This window comes from Pseudacidovorax sp. 1753, assembly GCF_040544975.1.
Taxonomy (GTDB): Bacteria; Pseudomonadota; Gammaproteobacteria; order Burkholderiales; family Burkholderiaceae_C; genus Xenophilus.
In genome coordinates this window covers 1-1,990 of the sequence record NZ_JBEPKY010000055.1, presented here as the reverse complement: position 1 = coordinate 1,990, position 1,990 = coordinate 1, and the positions used below count along the sequence as shown (strand labels likewise).

The 1,990-nt window shown below is 52.7% G+C and carries 3 protein-coding genes; all 3 read right to left on the bottom strand.

The features are described from left to right. Positions 1 to 96: 96 nt before the first annotated feature. Positions 97 to 396 carry a hypothetical protein gene (locus ABIC63_RS29845; protein WP_354322462.1) on the bottom strand — a complete coding sequence of 100 codons (300 nt, stop codon included), beginning with the start codon at positions 394 to 396 and terminating at the stop codon, positions 97 to 99. Between the two features lie 25 nt (positions 397 to 421). Further along, entirely contained in the window at positions 422 to 1,597 is a 1,176-nt protein-coding gene (locus ABIC63_RS29840) for a hypothetical protein (RefSeq protein WP_354322461.1), read from the bottom strand. A 58-nt stretch (positions 1,598 to 1,655) separates the two neighbouring features. Beyond that, positions 1,656 to 1,990, bottom strand: a 335-nt coding sequence (locus ABIC63_RS29835) for a hypothetical protein (protein WP_354322460.1), incomplete at its 5' end; no start/stop codon positions are given.

Here is a 1,990-nt window from a genome sequence, read left to right as displayed (position 1 = left end):
TGGGGCCGCAGGCTGGGGACCCTGGATGCCGGGGTCGCGGGCGCTTTGCACTTCGATGCTGCGCACGGGTTGCGTGGGTCGGCTGCTCGTGGGTGCTCACCTGGCGCCACGCCACCTTGTACACGCCGCTGCGATGGCTGTGAAATGCCAGTCCACGCAGGCGTCGGCGGGCACATGGGGGCTGGTGGGGCTGTCTGTGGCGCCCCGGGCGCGCACGGCGGTGTCGAAGTAGCGCGCCTGGTTGATCTCGCAGGTGCCGGTGTTGACGCGGTTGAAGCCGGCCGAGACGACAGGATTGCCGGGCCCGCGCGGCGGCACGAAGCGCATGTTCTGCGGCTTGGCGGAATAGGCGACCGGCTTGTCGTAGTCCGGGGCGATCGCGCCGTCCTCCAACATGGGCAAAGCAGCCAAGTTCTGAGCTTCAATTCAAGCGGATATTGGAGCCGTCAAGTTTTGTGCTGTTCTTTGGAAGGGGCTGGATGTGATGCTCTTTTGTATTCGTATTGCTGAAATCTACTGCACGAGTGATGGTGTTCCCGGTCAATTCCAGTTTATCGATAAAGCTGCTGGAAATTGCCACGTTTTCGAGTTTGCAGCCTTTTAGTAACAAGCTCGACGTATTAATATGGTGAGTTTTTAGATTGGGGATACTGCAGTCTTTGATGAATATGCTCTGGTTAATCCGAGGGCGCGGATTTGACAAATCCATGCCTGTACCACCTGCGACTATTACTGATCCAGACAATGCGCCGCCACCGAAAACCACTGACTCTATCTCGATATTTTTAATTCCTCCTGCATAGGCTTCAAAAATCTTTCGATCGTTGCCGAGAATTTGGCTATTTCTCACGATCAGACTATCTGCCTGTTGAGGATACATGTTGAGATAACCACCCCGGACTCGCTCGATGACGACACTTTGCTTTACCGTGGATCGGCTGATATCAAAATACTCAATGACCGTATCCTGGATTGATAGAGAATGAAGATTTGTTGCCCTCATATCGAAATACCCCCGAAGCTTGCTTTGCTGAATTACGACCTTGGAACTCAGGAAGTCGTCTCCACTGTTGGCCTCGCTATCAGTTTCGATCGATGCGCCCTCACATTCGCATTTCCTCAGGGTTAGGCTCGCATCTCCGACCAAGCTGAACCACTTTGCGTAGCAGTCGATGAATTCAGCGTCGCCATGCGAGCCTACCCCTCCTTGCTGGTTGGGGTCCGGGCTTTTCCCAGCGAAAGTACAGGATTCAAACACTGTGTCTGTACTGCCCTTCTCCGCAAACATCACTGGCGCGCCTACCCATGCGCATCTGAGGAATCGGACATTGTGCGTTTTGCCAAAACTCAAGATTCCCGAGAACCGGCAATCTTCGTAGCGAACATTAGTTTGTGTATTGGGTCCTATATCATAATTCCCAAAAAAATCGCAGTTCTTGAAGACAATATTTTTCCAGTCCATTTCTTCGAATGGTATTCCTTGAAAAATGGCGCCGTCGACAGTGAGGAGAGATTTTCCCGTCTCTCTTTCGCGGGTTTCGGGATCTTTCAAGTATTCAAAAGTCTTCCCGAATTTGTCGATCCTTTTTTTCGTCATGGATGCTTCCGTTGATACTGGAATATTGCTTAGAGCAAGCATGGAGAGGAATAGCCGTCTACTTGCCATACCCGTTCCTTTCGATTGTAATTTTCTTGTTGATATACCCCTTTTCAGGATAGTTTTTGGACAAAAAATCCCAATCCGGCACTTCCCCGCGCTCCCCGTGCCATCGCTGAAATGACCAGGTTCTCAGTCCCCAATCTGCGTTTCCCGCCCAGATATCCAGCGGGAAGACCCAGGGATCCGTGCAGTCCATGTCGGCACTCCAGTCATCCTTGCCTGTTGTCGGCCTCTTTAGTCGGCCCTGCAAAACCCCGCCACCCCGCATGAATGCTGGATTCCTTGCGGCTGGCGGTACACCGAATCCCCCAGGAATCGTTGGACAGGCAG

What these genes read in the sequence shown, in the direction of transcription:
- ABIC63_RS29845 (WP_354322462.1), bottom strand. Translation starts at nt 396, where the DNA reads ATGTTGGAGGACGGCGCGATCGCCCCGGACTACGACAAGCCGGTCGCC.
- ABIC63_RS29840 (WP_354322461.1), bottom strand. Translation starts at nt 1,597, where the DNA reads ATGACGAAAAAAAGGATCGACAAATTCGGGAAGACTTTTGAATACTTG.